General features: G+C 66.3%; 16 protein-coding genes. 6 read left to right on the plus strand and 10 right to left on the minus strand.

The genetic code is table 11. The features are described 5' to 3' along the window. Positions 1-54 precede the first annotated feature (54 nt). Both P2T60_RS10560 and P2T60_RS10565 read left to right on the plus strand, forming a co-directional pair. Positions 55-813, plus strand: coding sequence for a metal-dependent hydrolase (locus P2T60_RS10560; RefSeq protein WP_276279208.1), 759 nt, complete (start codon positions 55-57; stop codon positions 811-813). Between the two features lie 464 nt (positions 814-1,277). Further along, positions 1,278-1,892 (plus strand): GNAT family N-acetyltransferase, encoded by a 615-nt coding sequence (locus P2T60_RS10565; RefSeq protein ID WP_276279209.1) that lies wholly within the window; start codon positions 1,278-1,280, stop codon positions 1,890-1,892. Between the two features lie 404 nt (positions 1,893-2,296). On the opposite strand, the gene P2T60_RS10570 is transcribed toward P2T60_RS10565, so the two are convergent. Further along, on the minus strand, positions 2,297-2,878 hold the full coding sequence (locus P2T60_RS10570; RefSeq protein ID WP_276279210.1) for a DUF7978 family protein: 582 nt from the start codon (positions 2,876-2,878) through the stop codon (positions 2,297-2,299). A gap of 134 nt (positions 2,879-3,012) precedes the next feature. On the opposite strand from P2T60_RS10570, the gene P2T60_RS10575 reads away from it, so the two are divergent. Next, positions 3,013-4,197, plus strand: a complete 1,185-nt coding sequence (locus tag P2T60_RS10575; RefSeq protein WP_276279211.1) for a metal-dependent hydrolase family protein — start codon at positions 3,013-3,015, stop codon at positions 4,195-4,197. Positions 4,198-4,224: 27 nt separating this feature from the next. Here the strand turns inward: P2T60_RS10575 and P2T60_RS10580 are convergent, their stop codons facing one another. The 4 genes from P2T60_RS10580 to P2T60_RS10595 form a co-directional block, all read right to left on the minus strand. Continuing rightward, positions 4,225-4,455, minus strand: a complete 231-nt coding sequence (locus P2T60_RS10580; protein ID WP_276279212.1) for a DUF7385 family protein — start codon at positions 4,453-4,455, stop codon at positions 4,225-4,227. A gap of 16 nt (positions 4,456-4,471) precedes the next feature. After that, the gene (locus tag P2T60_RS10585; protein ID WP_276282198.1) at positions 4,472-5,068 is read right to left on the minus strand and encodes a GNAT family N-acetyltransferase; all 597 of its coding nucleotides are present in this window, start codon (positions 5,066-5,068) and stop codon (positions 4,472-4,474) included. Positions 5,069-5,073: 5 nt separating this feature from the next. Next, complete coding sequence (locus P2T60_RS10590; RefSeq protein ID WP_276279213.1) at positions 5,074-5,715, minus strand: GNAT family N-acetyltransferase; 642 nt, start codon at positions 5,713-5,715, stop codon at positions 5,074-5,076. 112 nt (positions 5,716-5,827) lie between these two features. Further along, complete coding sequence (locus P2T60_RS10595; RefSeq protein WP_276279214.1) at positions 5,828-6,811, minus strand: calcium/sodium antiporter; 984 nt, start codon at positions 6,809-6,811, stop codon at positions 5,828-5,830. A 171-nt stretch (positions 6,812-6,982) separates the two neighbouring features. Here P2T60_RS10595 and P2T60_RS10600 point away from each other — a divergent pair, with 171 nt between their 5' ends. Beyond that, positions 6,983-8,446: a replication factor C large subunit gene (locus P2T60_RS10600; protein WP_276279215.1), complete on the plus strand. Its 1,464-nt coding sequence runs from the start codon at positions 6,983-6,985 to the stop codon at positions 8,444-8,446. A gap of 9 nt (positions 8,447-8,455) precedes the next feature. Here P2T60_RS10600 and P2T60_RS10605 read toward each other — a convergent pair whose 3' ends face one another. Beyond that, a complete protein-coding gene (locus tag P2T60_RS10605; protein ID WP_276279216.1) occupies positions 8,456-8,764 on the minus strand; it encodes a HalOD1 output domain-containing protein in 309 nt (102 codons plus the stop codon). 243 nt (positions 8,765-9,007) lie between these two features. Here P2T60_RS10605 and P2T60_RS10610 point away from each other — a divergent pair, with 243 nt between their 5' ends. Both P2T60_RS10610 and P2T60_RS10615 read left to right on the plus strand, forming a co-directional pair. Beyond that, on the plus strand, positions 9,008-10,075 hold the full coding sequence (locus P2T60_RS10610) for a helix-turn-helix transcriptional regulator (protein ID WP_276279217.1): 1,068 nt from the start codon (positions 9,008-9,010) through the stop codon (positions 10,073-10,075). Between the two features lie 72 nt (positions 10,076-10,147). Beyond that, positions 10,148-10,801 (plus strand): DUF7096 domain-containing protein, encoded by a 654-nt coding sequence (locus P2T60_RS10615; RefSeq protein WP_276279218.1) that lies wholly within the window; start codon positions 10,148-10,150, stop codon positions 10,799-10,801. Between the two features lie 98 nt (positions 10,802-10,899). On the opposite strand, the gene P2T60_RS10620 is transcribed toward P2T60_RS10615, so the two are convergent. From P2T60_RS10620 to P2T60_RS10635, 4 genes are all read right to left on the minus strand, one after another. Then, positions 10,900-12,171: a carboxylate--amine ligase gene (locus tag P2T60_RS10620; protein WP_276279219.1), complete on the minus strand. Its 1,272-nt coding sequence runs from the start codon at positions 12,169-12,171 to the stop codon at positions 10,900-10,902. Positions 12,172-12,378: 207 nt separating this feature from the next. After that, the gene (locus tag P2T60_RS10625; protein WP_382210370.1) at positions 12,379-13,107 is read right to left on the minus strand and encodes an amino acid ABC transporter ATP-binding protein; all 729 of its coding nucleotides are present in this window, start codon (positions 13,105-13,107) and stop codon (positions 12,379-12,381) included. 1 nt (position 13,108) lies between these two features. Next, the gene (locus P2T60_RS10630) at positions 13,109-13,942 is read right to left on the minus strand and encodes an amino acid ABC transporter permease (RefSeq protein ID WP_276279221.1); all 834 of its coding nucleotides are present in this window, start codon (positions 13,940-13,942) and stop codon (positions 13,109-13,111) included. A gap of 51 nt (positions 13,943-13,993) precedes the next feature. Then, positions 13,994-14,905 carry a transporter substrate-binding domain-containing protein gene (locus tag P2T60_RS10635; RefSeq protein WP_382209170.1) on the minus strand — a complete coding sequence of 304 codons (912 nt, stop codon included), beginning with the start codon at positions 14,903-14,905 and terminating at the stop codon, positions 13,994-13,996. Between the last annotated feature and the right edge of the window lie 12 nt (positions 14,906-14,917).

Below are 14,917 nucleotides of genomic sequence, written 5' to 3' on the forward strand. Positions count from 1 at the left end.
GTTCGCCGAACACGCCGGGAAACTGATATTGTCCAGCGAGTCGAATGGGTGTGCATGCCATCGACGGTGGTACACGTCGCGCTCGCGGGGTTGGTGGGGACGGCGCTTCTCGCCGAACACTTCGACGGGAAAGCGGTGGCGGTGGTGATGGCGGCGACGGCGCTGGTGGACTTCGACGTGTTTCTGGGGTTCTGGATAGCGGGTGCCCACCGGTCGGCGTTCCACACGCTCCTGTTACCCCTCGCCGCGGGCGGGGTCCTGTGGTGGGACTTCGTGCGGCGCGACCGGTCGCTGGTCCGCGCGCGGTGGGGTGCGCGCGGCGTCCGAGTCGCGTGGGTCGGCGTCGTCGCCGTCGCGTTCGCGGGTATCGGTCTCGACGCCTTCTTCAACGGCGTGAACCTGTTCTACCCGGTCCACGACAGGTTCTACGACCTCTCGGGCAAGGTGTTCTACTCGACCGAAAAGGGATTCGTCCAGACGCTCGTGAGTGTCGATGTCGAGGCGGTGGCCGACGCCCTCCTGCCTCACGAGGGCGGGAGTTCCGGACCGGCGGGCGGGTCCGGTGGAGGCGCGTCGGCGTCGGGCGGTGCCGGTGGGTCGGGCGGCGGAGGCGGCGCTGGCGGCGACTCCGCGCCCGCCCCGACGACGGAGAACACCCACTACAGTACCGGCGTGGACCCGCAGAAGGGCGCGGAGGACGAGAGCGTCGAACGCCTCTTCCCCATCGCGTACACCGGGGAACGCGCGCTTGTCGCGCTGACTGGCTACTCGGTCGTGGGTCTCCGAGTCTGGATGGAGCGACGGCGGGAGTGAAGGAGTCGAAACGCCGGAGAAGGGGGTCTGGTCGGAGAAGGGGGTCTGGTCGGAGAAGCTAGCTACTGCTTGAACCGATGACTCGTGAGACCGGCCGAACCCTCGTGGACGGTCCCACCGGGCACTATCGCGGGTTTTACCCCTGCGTTTCGTGGATTGTCGCCGACCACGGGACGCGCGCCGCGTTCGCGCGGTTCCGCGCGAACGCGGCGCGGGGAGGTACGGGGCGCGGTGCGGTATGATTGGTTCAAGCCTGAAGTCGTCGTCTCCCCGTCGGGTCTTAGCGTCTCCCCGTCGGGTCTTCCGGTTGCAGTGCGGTTGCGGTGCGGTCTTCACGGGTTCAAGCAGTAGCTACCGTCGCTACGTCCGCTGAACTCGCGGTTAGCGTCGGTCTACTCGCGTTCCCGGTTCACCGCGCGGTCCGACTCGCAACCGCTAACATCCCGGTCCGCCAACCTCCGGGTATGAGCGACGACGTTCGACTCCGACCCTACGACCCGGACCGCGACCCTCACGACCTGTGGGACCTCAAGCGCGGCTTCGAACTCGGTCTCGGGTCGGGCACGGGCGGCGAGGACAAGCAGGCCGTCTACGAGGGGAAACTGACCGACGAGTACGGCGAGCGATACCTCGACTGGGTGTTCTGGTGTACGAAGCACGACCCGCGGTGCGTGACCGTGGCCGAGGTCCGAGATGGTGCGGACGAGACGGACGCGGACGACGCCGAGAGCAACCAAAATAATTCCGGAAGCAATAGAGAAGATGCTGAAGAAAACAAAAAGGAATCTACAGAACAGGAAAAGATGTCTCTCGCGGGGTACGTGTTCGTTCTCCCTCAGCAGTTGGCGATGATTTGGGACGCCGCGGTCCTCAACGAGATTTACGTTCGGCCGGAGTACCGGGGGACCGGCGTCGCCGACGACCTGATGGACGCCGCGGTCGAGTCGGCCGCCGACCAAGACTTGCCGCTGGACCGCCTCGTCCTCGACGTGGACCGCGAGAACGACCGCGCGCAAGCGTTCTACGACCGCCACGGCTTCGAACACTGGGGCGAGATGGTCGCCCGGAAGTTGGAGTAGCGAGGCCCGCGGAACGGGGCTACGTCGCTTCGACCGAGTTCCCGCACTCGCTACACAGGTTCGGTTGCCACGAGACCGTTTTCACGATTTGTCGTTGCCGTCTACAGTAGTCACACCAGCTCTCCATCGAGAAGTAGTTGAATACCCAACCTTTAGTAGCGTGTGAAAGTTTGACACTGTTTTCGGCCCCAAGCCGCCGCTCCAGAGCGGTAATCGGGTTCTCGCAGTTCGTAAGCCGCTCCGTCCGATTCGTCGTTTGCCGTCGTCGGCCGCCAACGTCGCGTTAGAATCGTCGGCGCGGCCACAAAATCAAGAGATTGCGCTAAAACCCGTATTAGCGCTCTGAAACGGCAATATGATGCGTTAGAACCGTGGCGCAATCAACTCGGTCCGACCGCTGTCGGTCACTCCACCGCGCCGACGACGACACCACCGACCGCGCCGAACGCCGCGGGGTAGACCACGCCCGCGAGCAGGATTGCGGTCACGGGGTCGGCCGAGATAGCCGCCCAGGTGTCGCCGATGGCGTGCGTCGTCACGAACGCGGCCATCGCCGAGAGCGGAAGATAGCCGAGCGCGAGCGCCGCACCCGCCGCGAGTCCGCCGGGACGACCGTACGCCGCGACTGCTCCGGCGACGAGCAACAGTAGCGGCGGGAGCGCCAGCAGGAGGGTCGAACCGCCCTCGCCGGTCACGACGTTGGTCGTCCGGGTCCCGCCCGTGACGGTGGGAAACCGAGTCGCCACGAAGTGGGCGTTCAGGAAGAGCCACGTCACGCCCTTCCACGCGGGAATCGCTTCCCCGCCGAGCAGTCTGGAGACGAACCCGACGCCCTCCAACGCCTCCGAGACGGCTCGGGCCTTCCAGACGTAAGCGAGTAGATAGCCGAGCAACCACGCGCCGACGCCCGCGACTGCGCCGCGGGCGAGCGTTCCGCGACGGACTCGTCCGTCGCTCGCGGCCGTCGTCTCGTCTACCGGGGACATGCCCGGAGCGACCCGTCGCCGCCGGGAGTATCTTGTGGCCGGACGACAGCGGTGCGACACCTCTGGGACTCTGCGACCGATTCCGACGAGAGCATTCGCGGGATTCAAGAGCGCGGAATGGGAACGTTCACCAAATGATTCTGCGTGACGCCCGCGTGGTGGACGGGACCGGCGAAGTCCACGACGAGGCATCGCTCCAGTGCGACCCCGAATCGGGCCGGGTCGAGACCGTCGGCGACGCCGACCCCGGCGAGGACGAACCGGTCTACGACCTGTCGGGAAAGACGGTCGTGCCGGGACTGGTCGATGCCCACGTCCACTTCTCGCTGTCGGGCGAGGCCAGCGTCGCCGACGTGGTGTCGATGAGCGAGGCCGAACTGATGTTGACCGAGGTCGAGAACGCCCGCGAGACCCTCGAATCCGGCGTGACGGGCGTCCGAGCGATGGGTGCCCGTGACCTCGACGTGGTGCTGGCCGAACGCGTCGCCCGCGGGAGCGTTCCCGGTCCCCGGATGGTCGCCAACTGTCGGTCGATAACCATCACCGGGGGACACGGCCACCACCTCGGCCGGGAGGTAGACGGGCCGACCGAGTGCCGGAAGGCGGTCCGCGAGCAGGTCAAGCGCGGCGCGCAGTTCATCAAGTTCATGGCGACCGGGGGGGTGACGACGCCCGGTACCGACCCGAACTCGCCCGCGTTCACTCAAGAGGAGATGGACGCCTTGGTAGACGAGGCCCACCGCCGCGGGGTCCACGTCGCCGCCCACGCACACGGCGCGGAGGGCGCGCGCGCCGCCGTCCGCGCGGGCGTGGACACCATCGAACACGGCACGTTCCTCGACGCCGCGACAATCGACCTGCTCGTCGCCGAGGACGTGGTGCTGGTGCCGACGCTCTCGGCACCCTACCACATCGTCCGGAACGCCGACCACGCCACCGACGAGGCGCTTCAGAAGACCCACGACGTGTACGAGCGCCACCTCGAAGCCTTCGCGGACGCGGTAGAGGCGGGCGTCGAAATCGTCGGCGGCACCGACGCCGGGACGCCGTTCAACTACCACGGCGCGAACGCCACCGAACTCTCGTTCATGGCCGAGTACGGGATGGACCCCCACGACGCCCTCGTCGCCATGACCGGCCGGGCGGCCGACGTAATCGGTCTGGACGACGCGGGCACCCTCGAATCCGATTCTTTCGCCGACTTCCTCGTGGCCGAGGACGACCCCCTCGAAGACCTCGGGACGCTTCGGAACCCCGAGACGGTCGTCAAGGGCGGCGAAGTCGTCGCGGGAACGTCGTTCGACCGACTCGCCGAGTAACGGCGCGTGCGCCGCTACTCGGCGACTTCAGTGGGTGAACACCAGAATCCGACCCTCCTCGCGGACGACGCAGAACCGGCCGTCCGGCGGGTTGAAACTGTTGTGGCGCTTCTCGGAGACGAGCAGGTCGGCGAAGGCATCGTCGCACGCCGGGCACGCCAACTCCTTTTTGTTCTCCCACAACTGCGTCTGGCCGGTGTCCTTGCGGAGTTTCAGCGCGTGGCGGTGGTCGTGAACGTCGAATCGCTCGTCGGTCATCGGGTGCGAGTTCTCGTCAGTCCCCCTTCGTCGCTTCGCTCCACTGCTCGCGGGTGACGGTGTAGCGATGCAGGTCGTCGACGCGCTCGCCCATCGGCACCCAGTTGCGAAGCACCCCGTCGTACTGACCGCCGAACCGCTCGACGTACTTGCGAATCGCGCGCTCGGACTTCTCGTTGCCCTCGTTGTGGCCCGCCGTGGCGAGTTCGAGGTCGAGGCGGTCGAAGGTCAGTTCCAGCAGGGCCGCCGCGCGCTCGCCGGAGTAGCCCCGGCCCCAGAAGGGCTTGCAGAGGACGAGACCGAGCCTCCCGGTCCGGCGCTCCCACTCGCAGAAGAGACTGGTCGTTCCGGCGATTTCCCCGGACCCGTCCTCGCCGTCCGCCGGTCTGACGACGTACTCGGCCGCTCGCCCCTCGCGCCAGCGTTCCTCGGCGTCTTCGATGCGGTCGTGGGCCGCTTTCGGCGCGTGCCACGGCTCTTCGGGCACGTACTCGAATACTTCCTCGTCGGCAACTCCCGCCGCGAAGCAATCGTAGAGAGCGAGAGCGTCCACGTTCCCGTGACAGAGCCGTTCCAGCAGGAGACGTTCGGTCTCGACGCGCTCGGGAAACAGGTGGCTCATCGGGTCTCGCCTCCGCTTCGGACTATTTCGACAGTCGGCGTCTCCTCGCCGGTCGCGTCCGCCCACTGCTCGCGGGTGACGCTGTAGCGGCGAACGTCCACCGGCCCGTCGGGGGCGAGACCGGCGTTCCGGAGCAGACCCTCGTGTTGGCCGCCGAATCGTTCGACGTACTTGCGAATCGCGCGCTCGGACTTTTCGTTGTCGACCTGATGCGTGACCGCGACGACTTCGAGGTCGAGGCGCTCGAACGCGACTTCCATCAGGACCGCCGCGCGCTCGCCGGAGTAGCCCCTGCCCCAGAACGGTTTGCGGAGCCACGTCCCGAGGGTGGCGGTCCGGCGCTCCCAGTCGGGATGGAGACCTGCCGCACCCGCGATTTCGCCCGCGCCGTCCTCGCCCTCGGCGGGTCGGACGACGTAGCCCGCGTCCTCGCCCGCGGCCCGCGCCTCCTCGCGGGATTCGAGGAAGTCGAGCGTCTCCTTGGGCGTCTCGTGGGGGTCCCACGAGAGATACTCGGTTATCTCCTCGATGTCGGGGTTCCGGTGAGAGGTGTGACCGTAGAACGCCAGCACGTCCACGTACTCGGGGGTGAGGGGTTCGAGGACGAGGCGGTCGGTCTGGATGCGCTCCGGAAACATGCCAGAAGGCTCGGAGGCCGAAGTCAAAAGCGTTGTCCGAGGATGCTAGCTGGTGTCACGGTCGAAGCACGGAGGGCGCGTCGGTCGAGCGGCGAACACCGCTCGACCGACCTCACAGCACGTCGAAGAGCCACCGACCGACCGTCACGGCGACCGACACCGCCCCTTCCGGTCGCGTCAGTCGCCCTCGCGTGGCTAAGAGTCCGACCACGAACGCCGACAGCGCGACCAGCCAGACCGCCGCGTCGAACGCGACCGGCGACACCGCCAGCGGACGGACCACTGCCGAGACTCCGAGGATGCCGAGGACGTTGAACACGTTGCTCCCGACGAGGTTGCCCGCGGCGAGGTCGCTCGCGCCGCGCCGCGTTGCGACGACGGAGGTGACTATTTCCGGCGCGGACGTGCCGACTGCCACGACGGTCTCACCGATAGCCCACTCCGAGACGCCAGCGAGTCGTGCGAGACCGGTCGCCGACGAGACGAGGGCGTTCGCACCGACGAGGACGACGGCGAGTCCGGCGACCGCTACCGCGACCGACCGGCGGGTCGTCGGTTCGGCGTCCTCCCGCGGGAGGACGCCGTTCGTCGTTCCGCTCGCGAGGTCATCTGTTGTCGCGCCTGTACCGTCCGGCGTCCCGCGGGCGGCGAGCAACGCGACGTATCCGACGAGCAGGGCGACTAGTACCGTCCCCTCGGTTCGACCGACGAGTCCGTCCCGGACGACGAGGGCCGCCAACCCCGAGACCGCAACCATGAACGCCCCGTCTCGCCGAATCAACGTCCGAGAGGATGGAATCGGACGCAGGACGCCGACGACGCCGAGGATGATGCCGACGTTGAAGAGGTTCGACCCGACGACGTTGGCGACGGCTATATCTCCGGCACCCGCGAGCGCCGCGCCGACCGACGTGGTGAGTTCCGGTGTCGAGGTACCGAACCCGACGACGGTGAGACCGACGACCAGTTCCGACACTCCGGCGCGACGAGCGATTCGGGCCGCGTTCTCGACCAGTAGCTTCGCCCCGACCCAGAGCGCGCCGACGCTCGCCACGATGACCGCGAGGTCGAGTGCGATGGCAGTCGGGTCAGCCATTCGTCCCGCCCGTGTTCGGTCCTCGGCGGCGTCTCGGACGGACTGGCCGTCGCGTTCCAGTCGTCGCGGACTCGCTACTCACAGTCACGTTGTCTACACCGACGTTTGTAACCGTGTGGGACGATTGGCGCTCCGCAACCACTAAACGCCGTTCACCCCTACCAACGCACAATGACCGACTGGACCGAGAAATATCGCCCTTCCTCTCTCTCCGAGATTCGCGGGAACAACAAGGCCCGCGACCAGTTGAAGAAGTGGGCCGACACGTGGGACGACCACCGGGACGCCGTTATCGTCCACGGCAGTCCGGGCGTGGGCAAGACCTCCGCGGCCCACGCGCTGGCCAACGACATGGGGTGGCCGACCATCGAGTTGAACGCCAGCGACACCCGGACCGGGGACGTGGTGGAGAAACTCGCCGGAGGTGCCGCGCAGAATCAGGCGCTGACGGGCAACGCTGGCGGTCGGCAACTGGTCGTCATGGACGAGGCCGACAACCTCCACGGCAACGCGGACCGCGGCGGGTCGAAAGCCATCACCGAAGTCGTCACGGACGCGGGTCAGCCGATGATTCTCATCGCCAACGAGTTCTACGACATGTCGAACACGCTCCGGAACAACTGCGAGACCATCGAGTTCCGGGACGTGCAGGCCCGGTCCATCGTGCCCGCGCTCAGACACATCTGCAAGCAGGAGGGCGTCGAGTACGAGAAGGCGGCCCTGCGCGCCATCGCCGACAAGAACGACGGCGACCTCCGGTCGGCGGTCAACGACCTACAGGCCATCGCCGAGACCAACGAACGACTCACCGAAGACGACGTGACCGTCACGGGCGAGCGCGACCGGTCAAGCGGCATCTTCGACTTCCTCGACGCGCTCTTCAAGGAGAAAGACGCCAAGAGCGCGCTCGAAGAGTCCTACGACGTTGACGAGACGCCAGACGACCTGCTGAACTGGGTCGAGGACAACGTGCCCAAAGACTACGAGGGCGCGGAACTCGCCACCGCCTACGGCTTCCTCTCGAACGCCGACAAGTGGCTCGGCCGGGTCCGGGCCACGCAGGACTACTCGATGTGGCGCTACGCCACCGACAACATCGCGGCCGGGGTCGCCGCCTCTCGGCGGGGCGAGAAGGGCGGGTGGACCCGGTACGGCCCGCCGAGTTACTGGCAGAAGCTCGGGAGTTCGAAGGCCAACCGAAAGAAGCGCGACTACGTGGCCCGCAAGATAGCCCAGACCGAGGGCGTGAGCATGTCCACCGCGCGCCGGGAGATGATGCCGTTCCTCGCGGCGATGACCCACCACTGCAAGAACCGCGAGTTGACGGTTGCGATGACTGCGAAGTACGACCTCGACGCCGAACACGTCTCGTTCGTCACCGGGTCGGGCAAGGACACCAACAAGGTCGGGAGCGTCGTAGAGGACGCCCAGACCCTCCGGGAGGAGGCGGCCGTGGAACACTCCGGCGGTGCGTTCGAGGGCGCGAGGGGGTCGGCGTCGGACGACGACCGCGCCGACTCGGAGGGCGGCGGTTCCGACGGAACCGCCGTGGAGGAGCGAGCGGAGGACTCGGAGGCCGAGGCCAGCGGGGAAGACGACGACAGTCAGACCGGACTGGCCGACTTCGGTACCTGAGACCGTCGCCTACCGCGGGGGCCACACCAGTATCTCGCCGTCGGCGCGGACGGTCACGTCGTGGCCCTCGTACTGGAACGTGATGCTCGTCTCCGTCTCGCGGTCGCGCATCGAGGCGACGAACTCGTGGAGGGCGTCGGGGTCCATATACTCGTAGAGCGGCGCGAGTTCCCGAACCGAGACCCCGGTGGCCCGAGAAATCGCGCAGGTTATCGCCGAGTCCAGCGTCTCGGTGCCCGACCAGTCGGCCTGCACTCGCAGGGGTGTCTCGCTCTCGTACTCCATCGCGTCTACCGTGTGCGTTTCGGTCTTCGACATGCTATCTCGCCGACTGTGAGGAGGACGGACAGGTGCTTCAAGCCCCGAAACCCTGAAATCAGATTACCGGGCCTGAGGGCGGCTTGCGCTCGAATTAACCCGAGTTAAACGCCCCAAGTCGGTCGTAACCCGAGTAACGCCGACCTACGCCGAGGAAACGAGCCGTGGAACCTTCCTCGAAACGGTAAGACGACCCAAAACGACGCAATCCCTTTTTCGTTGCGCGTCGGAGGGTCGGGACGAATGGGGACGCGACAGTTCGTAGCGTTGCTCGCCGCGGTCTGCTGTCTCGTGGCCGCGGTCGGCACAGCCACCGGTGTCGCCGCGTCCGTCGCCGACGAGTCGGCGACGGACGCGGACGGCGCGACGACGGACCTCGACGAGCGTGCGACCGCCGCGCCGTCGAAGGCGCGGGTCCAGCAGGTGACTCCCGACACCGTGGTCCTCGACGTTCGCGTCCACGAGAACGGGACCGCGGCGTGGCAGGTGGTCTACCGGACCCGACTCGACGACCCCGAGACCTCCGCGGCGTTCCGGGAGTACAAGGCCGACATCGAGAACAACTCCACGAAGTACAGTCGGCAGTTCGTCGGCCGGATGAACCGCACGCTCCGGAGCGCAGAGCAGTCCACGGGCCGGGAGATGTCGGGCACGAACTACTCGGTCCGGGCCGAAATCCGGGAGTTCCCCCAGCGCTACGGCGTGGTGGTCTACTCGTTCCGGTGGCGGGGGTTCGCCGCCGTCTCGGACGGGCGACTCCGCGTCGGCGACTCGCTGTCGGGGTTGATTCTCAACGAGAAGACCCGACTGCTGGTCAAGTGGCCCGAGGGCTACGAGGCCGCGACGATACAGCCGCAATCCGAAACCGGCTACGAGAAGCGCGAGCAGGCAGTCGTCTGGAACGGTCCCATCGAGTTCGCGGGTAACGAACCCCGAATCGTCCTCGCCGCGCCGGGCGTCGGCGGGCCGAACGTCCCGTGGGTGCCCGTCGCCGCGGCGCTCGGCACGCTCGCGGCCCTCGCGGTGCTGGTCGGCGGCGGGGTGTGGCTCTACCGCAACCGCGACGGCGGCGAGGCGAAACCGCCGGAAGAACCTCCCGAGGGACTGCTGAGCAACGAAGAGCGAGTCCTCAAACTGCTCGAACGGCGCGGCGGCCGGGTCAAGCAGAAGGCCGTGGTGGACGAACTCGGGTGGACCGAGGCCAAGACGAGTCAGGTCGTCGGGAGCCTGCGCGACCAAGGCAAAATCGAGAGCTTCAGGCTCGGTAGGGAGAACGTACTCGCGCTCCCGAGAGAGCGACAGGAGTCCTGAAACCGCTTAATCCGGCTAAATTCTGGTTCAGTAACGACGGCTTGTTGGCCCGAGAGAGCGTGGAAACGAGCGATGAGACCCACCTTCGTCTTGGTACTCGTCGCGGTTGCCCTGTTCGGAGCGACGGGAGTCGTGGCGGCGGACGGCGGACAGAACCAACCGACGTGGCCGGGAGGCGACACCACGACGGCCAACGAGAGTAACGAAACGACCGTCTCGCCGGGCCAGCGACTCGCCGGAGCGGTCGGCGCGCAAGGCGCGTCGCTGGAGGGAGACCTCTGGAACCGGACGCTCTCGGCGCGACTGGGGGCGGCGACCACCGCCGCCGAACGCGCAGCGGTGGTCGCCGACGAGGTGGAGACCCTCGAAACCTACCTCGACAGTCTCGAAGCGGTGCGGTCGAACCTGACCGCGGCGCGGGCCGACGGCGACGTGTCGGAGGGTCAGTACCGCGCCTCGCTGTCGGAGTTCGTGGTTCGGGCGCGCACCGTCGAACGCCGGGCCAACCAGACCGTGCGGGCGGCCGCGGACCTGCCGTTCGCGGTGCGGGAGCGAAACGACATCAACGTCACCCACGTCCGGAATCTGAGCGTGCAGGCTCACGAACTCTACCAGTTCGAGAGCGAGGTCGGACGGGAAGTCGCCAACGAGACGCTGGCTAACGAGGGGACCTTCCTGAACGCGAGCCGAGCGTCCGCGGAGCGGGACACGGATAACTACAGTTAGCCGCGATAACGATATATCTAATTATAACAAACCAATAGAATTGTAATAGGAATCTAAAGTGGCCCGGCGGAGCGCGCCGTCACCGACGGCGCGCTCCGTCAGCGTCGGGTCAGAAGCGTCTGGAGGGCCGCCCGGAGTCCCGACCGCTGTTCGGAGGCCGTCGCTCGTTCGCCGCGCAGGTGGCCGAGGGTGTTCCGAACGTCGCGGACGAACGGCCCGAGGTCGTCGGCCGCGAGGTAGTCGAAGCGTCGGTCGCCCGCGACCGACGCGAGAACTTCGACCGTAGTTCGGCCGAGCGACGGTCGTTCGACCAGCGGATAGTCGTCGGCCACGATGCTGTGGAGGTGGAGGAGTTCGCCCCGGAGCAGGTGCCCGGCCACGCCCACGTCGTAGTCGGGCGGACGCGCTATCGGGTCGCCGGTCGCCTGCCGCCAGTACAACCACGGGAAATCGACCCCCGCCTGTACCGTGAACGGGAGCGACGACCAGAACCGGGGGTTGACCTCCATGAGTTCGAACGCCCCAGTCTCGGGGTTCCGGAGGAACTCGACCATCGCCACGCCGTGCCAGTCGAGGGCGTCGAGGAGTCGTCGGCCCGACGACTCCAGTTCCGGGATGGACACCGACTCGCGGTAGGCGCTCGGCCCGCCGCAGTACTTCCACCCCCGGCGCTGTCGGTGTTGGAACGTCGCCACCGCCTCGCCCTCGTCGTAGAGCGCGAAGAATCCGTACTCGTCGGCGGCCGGGACGTACTCTTGGGCCAGCGGAACGTGACCCATCTCGGCGACGAGTCTCTCGGGGTCGGGCGTCTCGTCAGAGGCGACGTATCGGGTCGAACTCCACTGGGTGTGACTCGCGTCGAATCGGTCGGCGTACTCGGCGGCGTGGACCGTGTATCGGGGTTTGACGATGATGTCGCGGTCCCAGTCGTCCCACTCGTCGAGCGGTTTCGTCGCGGGCGTGGCGACCCCGACCTCGCGCGCGGTGTCGAAGAGTCGCACCCGGTCTTGGGCAGTTCGAAGGGCGTCGAGCGACGGCCACGGCGTGCCGACGTGGGCCGCGAGCGTCTGCCTGTTCCGCGCCAAGACGTACACGTCGGACTCGCGGAACGGGAGAATCGTCCGCACGTCGCGGCGGCGCGCGAGTTCGATTAGCGTCTCCTCGTAGGCCCGGAGGTCCCGTGCGGGGTCCGGAACGGTGACAGCTTCGTCGCAGTACTTGGAGTGATACCCCGGTGGATTCGCGCGTTCGGAGACTGCGACCGTGCGAACGTCGCGCCGACCGAGCGAACGGAGGGCGGCAGTGCTACTCGCCGTGTCGATAGCGGGGACGACCACCTCCGGTTCGGACGTGGGTTGGCGACTGCCCATGAGTCAGGCATCAACTTTTCGAGGTTTAGTTATGCGGAGGCTGTTGGACGGGCAATAAATTTCTCCGATTCCAGAACTATCACAAATCCGGTCTTACGCCCGATAATCTCTGCCTACGGCTCCGAAACGGGCGTTCCGGATGGGCCATCGTGACGACGACACGGGCGGGAACGCGGACGAGGCGGTCGGCCGTCGCGCCCGCGTCAGCTATTTGACCCGCGAGAGGAACTGCTTGGCCCGGTCGGTCGTCGGGTTCTCGAAGAACTGCTCGGGCGGTCCGGTCTCGATGACGTTCCCGTCGGCCATCAGCACGATGCGGTCGCCGACCTCTCGGGCGAATCCCATCTCGTGAGTGACGACCAGCATGGTCATCCCCTCGTCGGCGAGCGTCCGCATCACCGACAGCACCTCGCCCACGAGTTCGGGGTCCAACGCCGAAGTCACCTCGTCGAACAGCATCACGCTCGGGTCCATCGCCAGTGCGCGGGCGATGGCGACCCGTTGCTGTTGACCGCCGGACAACTGGTTGGGATAGGAGTCGGCTTGGTCGCCGAGTCCGACCTCCGCGAGCAAGTCGCGTCCGCGGTCCTCGGCCTCGGACTTCGGGAGACCCCGGACTTCCGTCGGCGCGAGCGTGACGTTTTCGAGCGCCGTCTTGTGCGGGAAGAGGTTGAAGCTCTGGAACACCATCCCGATGCGCTGGCGCAGGCGGTTCACGTCCACGTCGGGGTCGGTGATGGGCGTCCCCTGAATCCGAATCTCGCCGTCCTGAATCTCTTCGAGGCGGTTGACGCAACGCAGGAGCGTCGATTTCCCGCTCCCGCTCGGCCCAATGATGACGACGACCTCCTGTTCCTCGATGGAGAGGTCGATGTCCTTCAGGACGTGGGTCTCGCCGAAGTACTTGTCCACGCCGTCGAACTCCACGGCCGGAATGTTACTCACCGGTCTCACCCCATTCGGAGCGCCGTTCGAGGTAGCGCACGAGTTTGCCCAACGGGAGCGTGATGGCGAGGTACGCCACCGCCACCAGCACGATGGGCGTCCACGCGTCGAACTGGTTGCTGTTGACGTTCCGGAAGACGCTGATGATTTCGGGCACCGCGATGACCGTCAACAGCGACGTGTCTTTCACCAGAATCACTTGGTCGTTACCCAGCGCCGCCAGTGCGTTCCGGGCGGCCTGTGGTAGGATGACCTCGCGCATCGAGTCGATGTAGGACATGCCCAGCGACCGGGCGGCCTCCATCTGGCCGTCGGGGACGGCGGTGATGCCGCCCTTGATGGCCTCGCCGGAGTAGGCGGCGTGGTTCAGCGTCAGGCCGATGATTGCCGCGGCGAAACTCCAGTTTTCGAGCGGGAACTCGCCGGGCGGCCAGAACGCCGGGATGCCCAGATAGATGATGAAAAGTTGGAAGAGCAACGGCGTCCCGCGGAAGAACTCGACGTACCCCGTCGCTATCGACCGGGTGAACGTCGTCCGGGAGACCCGGCCGAGTCCGACGAACGTCCCGGCGACCAGCGAGAGGACGCTGGAGATGAGGAAGATTTGCAGGACGAGGAGGTAGGCGTCCACGAACCGCGGAACCACGCCCGTCAACAGGTCGTAGTCCACGAAGTCGGTCAGTATTCGGTACAACAGGTAGCCGACCGCCGAAGTGAACAGTCCGGCGACGGCGATGCCGAACCACTTGACCCGTCGGTCAGTGAGCAGACCGTCGTCGGTCTGGGGTTCTTCGACCGTCGTTTCGTCTGAGTATGTTCCCGCCATTGTCGATGTGTATCACGGAGTCGTCAACGACCAAAAAACCTCCCTCGGTCGTCAGTTGCTGGACGATTCGAAGTACTCGGCGTAGATTTCGTCGTACCGACCGCTCTCCTTGATGGCGGCCAGCGCCTCGTTGACCTTCTTGCGGAACTCGTCGTCGTCCTTCCGGAAGGCGATTCCGTACTCTTCGACGGTGAGCGTGAGGTACGGCGGCGCGTTCTTGCCCTGTTCGGCGGCCTCGCCTTCGCCTTCGAGGAAGACCACGCTGTCCTGTTCGTTGACGTACTTGGCGTTGACCGTGTTGTCGTTGACGACCGCGACGGCCTGATTGTTCAGTAGCGCGTTGAACGCGCCGGTAATCTGGTCGTAACTGTCGATAGTCAGGTTGCCGTCGAAGTCCTTCTTGAGTTGCTCGGCCGCGCCCTCGCCGGTCGTCCCCTTCTGGACCGCGACGGTCTTGCCCTTCAGGTCGTCGAGTTTGCCGATTTCGCCGTTCTTCAGGATAGCGACGGTCTGGTAGGCCGTGAAGTAGGGGTCCGAGAAGTCCACCTTCTCCGCGCGTTCGGGTTTGATGGTCATCGCCGACATGATGAGACGGAAGTTCCCGTTGTTCAGACTCGGGATGATGGTGTCGAACCCGGTCTTCTTGAACTCGTAGTCCAGACCCATCTCCTCTTTGAACACCGCTTGGGCGATGCTCACGTCGAACCCGGTCAGGTCGCCGTTCTCTTTGCGGTACTCGAACGGCGGGTACGGGATGTCCGACCCGATGACGAGGGGTTCCTCCACGTCGAGACCTTCCGAGGCAGTCTCCTCGGGCGTCGTTCCGTCTCCGGTGGTTTCGCTCGCCTCGGTGGTCTCGGTGGTCTCGGTCTCTTCGCCGTCGCCGGAACCGCCCATACAGCCTGCGAGCGTCAGTCCGGTAGTGATACCTGCACTTCCTTTCACGAACGTACGTCTTTTCATGGGTATGATAGA

This window comes from Halorussus caseinilyticus (genome assembly GCF_029338395.1).
GTDB lineage: Archaea > Halobacteriota > Halobacteria > Halobacteriales > Haladaptataceae > Halorussus > Halorussus caseinilyticus.